This window comes from Mesorhizobium sp. M7A.F.Ca.MR.176.00.0.0, from assembly GCF_004023165.1.
Classification (GTDB): domain Bacteria; phylum Pseudomonadota; class Alphaproteobacteria; order Rhizobiales; family Rhizobiaceae; genus Mesorhizobium.
This window is the reverse complement of record NZ_RZTC01000031.1, coordinates 41,540-44,759: the sequence shown is the minus strand read 5'-3', so window position 1 is coordinate 44,759 and position 3,220 is coordinate 41,540. Positions and strand designations below refer to the sequence as shown.

Sequence of the window (3,220 nt, the reverse complement as noted above, 5' to 3'; positions counted from 1 at the left end):
CGGCGGCGAGCGCTGCCGTCGTCAGGTCTAGGTCGGCGGTGAACGGCAGGTTGGATTTCTGGCTGAACGGTGTCGCCGGCCACACGCCACCCTTATTGGTTTCTTCCTTGTCGGCAAGAAAGGCGGAATCGCCGAACAGCGCCACCGCCATCGGATCGAGGTCGAGTTCGTCGAGCATCAGCGCCCCGGCCAGATGCGGCACGCCGGCCTTGCCGTCGACCCCCTCCTTTACATCGATATTGACGTCGCCGGACACCGCCGCTTCGTTGATGGCGCCGTTGAGTTCGTCCAGCACCAGCAGGCCGTTGCCATAGTCGCCCTGTGCCGAAAACGACGTCGACATGCCCGCCCCCATGCCCGGCAGGCCGATACCTGTCGTCATCAGCCATGGCTCGATGTCGGCGGCATCGAGGCTGAGCTTGCCCTTGGCGGCGAAGCCTTGCGGCGTATCGGCGATCGTCCCCTCGAAACCCGCCTTGAAGTCGTTGCCGGCAAGGCTGAAATTCGTCGTCAGGCCGCCACCAAGCGTTCCCTTGGCCTGAATGTCGGTGCTTGCCTCGCCCAGCATGCCGAGCGGCAGTGCCGGCAGGCCGTAGAGGGCCAGCAGCGTGGTGGCATCAGGGTTTTTGGCATTGAAGGTAAGCGCCACCGGCGCTTCGAGAAGCTTGTCCACCGCCCCCTTTCCCGACAGCGATGCGGAAAAGGCCGAGCCGCCGGCCTTGCCTTGTCCGCTCACCGCCAGGCCCGTGGTGCCGTCGCCATTGTCGGCCGCACTCGCCACGAGGTCGACACGCGCATCCTGGAACAGCTCGGGATAGGCTGCGGCACGGCTCGCCAGTCCCTTGAGCACGGCGCTGTCGGGATAATGCCGGGCGGCGACGTCGATCAGCGGCTTCAGATCGACGGCAACCACCGATGCATCGAGCTTGCCGGTCGGGCTCGCCGGGAAATCCTTGATCCTGCCGGTGGCGCTGATCGAGGCGCCGGCCAGCCCGCCCACCGACAGCCGGTCGATTTCGAGCAGTCCGTCGCGCAGCCTGAGCGCCGTGTCGACGGTATCCGCGGTCAACCCGCCAGCGTTGACCGGCCCTGCCTTGATCTGGAAATCGAGGTCGCGGTCGGCAAAGCGATTGGCGCCCTTGTCGCTGACGAAGATCGAGGCGAAGGCCGCCAGCCCGTCGACATCGAGGTCGCCCCCTTCGAGACGCATCAGCACTGAGGGCTTGGCATCGTCGGGCTGGCTGGAATCGATGCGGCCGGAAAACTTCGCCTTGCCCAGGATCAATTCGAGATCGCTGAAGGCCTGGCGCTTCTGCGAGAGGTCGACCTTGGCCTTGAAGCCGGCGGCAGGGAGACGGCGGATCGCCTCGTCGACATCCTTCGACAGCCAGGCGGCAAAGCCGGAGGGTTGCGCCACGGCCAGCAGCAGCGAACCGTTGAAGCCGAAATGACCCTCCAAATTGAGCACGAGCATGCCATCGGCTTCCAGCTTGGTGCGGCCGGGCAAGGTCGCGGCAAGCGATTTCACCGACCAGCCGCCATCGACCGGCTCGGCGGAAAGATGCACGTCGCGCACCGTGGTGTCGCCGACCACCACCGCCGGCAGCTTGACCTCGACGGTGCCGGGAATGGTCGGCTTCGGCATGTCGAGCAGCGCCTGCTCAAACGCCGCAATGCGCTGGTCCAGCGTCAGGCCGGCGCCGGCCTCGGCGCCCACCGCCTCGTCGAACTGCACCTGCGCGCCATTGGCCTCGATGGCGAAACTCGGTTTCAGCCCGAGATCGACAGAAGCCTTGCCATCGGCGATGTAGGGGTTGTCGAGCGGCCCGGTCTCGAAGCGGAACTCGTCGACACCGAGCTTCTCGTGGTCGAGCGAAAACTTGCCGTTCAGCCGAAAGCCCGGATCGGGCTTACCGGCCGAGACCTTCACCGTCTCGCCGTCGGTGCCGCGGAGTTCGGCGCTGTTCTTGTCGGCGCCGGAGATCTTGAACTGGCCGGAATAGACGGCGGCACCGTTGACGATGCCAGCATTGCCGTCGGCTTCGATGACCAGCGGATAGGCGTCGGGATCGGCCTTCAGCCGAAGCCGCATCTGCCCGTTGCCTTCGGCCTTGCCGGTGGAGGCAGTGACCGTGGTGCGAAGACCGTCGAGCCGCAGCGTGCCGTCCATGCGCCATGGCCCGGCCAGAGACTTGGCCGAGATGGTCGAATTGATCTCGGAAAACAGGTGGCTGCGCCCGCCGGCGGCATGGCGCAGTTCGATCTGCCCTTCCGTCACCGTCAGCTTCTCGATCGAGATCTGATTGAGGTCGAAGGGAGAGGACGGCCGCATCGCCCAGTCGACAGTGCCGTCATTGGCGATATCGATGGTCGCTTTCGGCCGCACCAGCCGCATATCGAAGATCAGCACTTCGCCGCGCAGGAAGGGCGCCAGTTCCGCATCCATCGAAAACGTCTCGACGGTCATGGCCGGCTGGCCATTGGGGCCGCCGGCGACGGCGACGTTGGAGAAGGTCACCGAGGGGAACGGCAACAGCCTTGCCGTGGCGTCGCCCTGCACGGTCACCTTGCGGCCGAGAATGGCGCTCGCCTCGCGCTCGAATTGGGCGCGATAGCCTGTCCAGTCGACAAAATACGGCACCACCAGCGCCGCACACAGCACCAGCACAAAAAGGCCACCAAAGATCACGAACAGGCGTGCGAGCATCAGCTCCGAACGGGTTGATTGAAATTCTGCCGCACTCTACCCGCATCCGCGTGTCGATAAAGAGGCAATTCATCCAGTGTTGCGCGATCCCGGATGATCTGAAACAAATCCCGGCGAAGCGGAGAATTCGGATGTCTGGAAAGAACTGGGATCGCGTGCCGATCGATGCGCAAAGTGTCGACGCCCCGCTGTCGCTTTCGGCGGTCTTTCTTGTCGTCACCGTCGCCAGCGGCCAGACCGCGCTCGCCAAGGTTGCCTCCGTGCTTGGCGGGATCGACGATCTCGTCAAAACCGTTGGATTTCGCGATCTTTCCGGGCGGCTTTCGTGCATTTCCGGCATCGGCCGCGATCTCTGGGATCGTCTTTCTCCAGATCGGCGGCCGCTGGAACTGAAACCGTTTGCGCCGATCAAGGGTGCCGTTCATTCGGCGCCTTCGACCGCCGGCGATCTTCTCTTCCACATCCGCTCCGAGCGGCCCGATATGTGCTTCGAGTTCGAGCGCATTCTGCTCG

General features: G+C 64.6%; 1 protein-coding gene and 1 pseudogene (1 of these 2 only partly in view). One reads left to right on the top strand and one right to left on the bottom strand.

What is annotated here, in order from left to right; all coding sequences use genetic code 11:
- Nucleotides 1-2,707, bottom strand: a pseudogene (locus EOB59_RS13085) (AsmA family protein); its annotated part reaches 440 nt to the left of the window's first position; the annotation flags it as partial.
- Between the two features lie 131 nt (nt 2,708-2,838).
- On the opposite strand from EOB59_RS13085, the gene EOB59_RS36245 reads away from it, so the two are divergent.
- The coding region (locus EOB59_RS36245; protein ID WP_245486615.1) for a Dyp-type peroxidase domain-containing protein at nt 2,839-3,220 on the top strand (382 nt) is incomplete at its 3' end.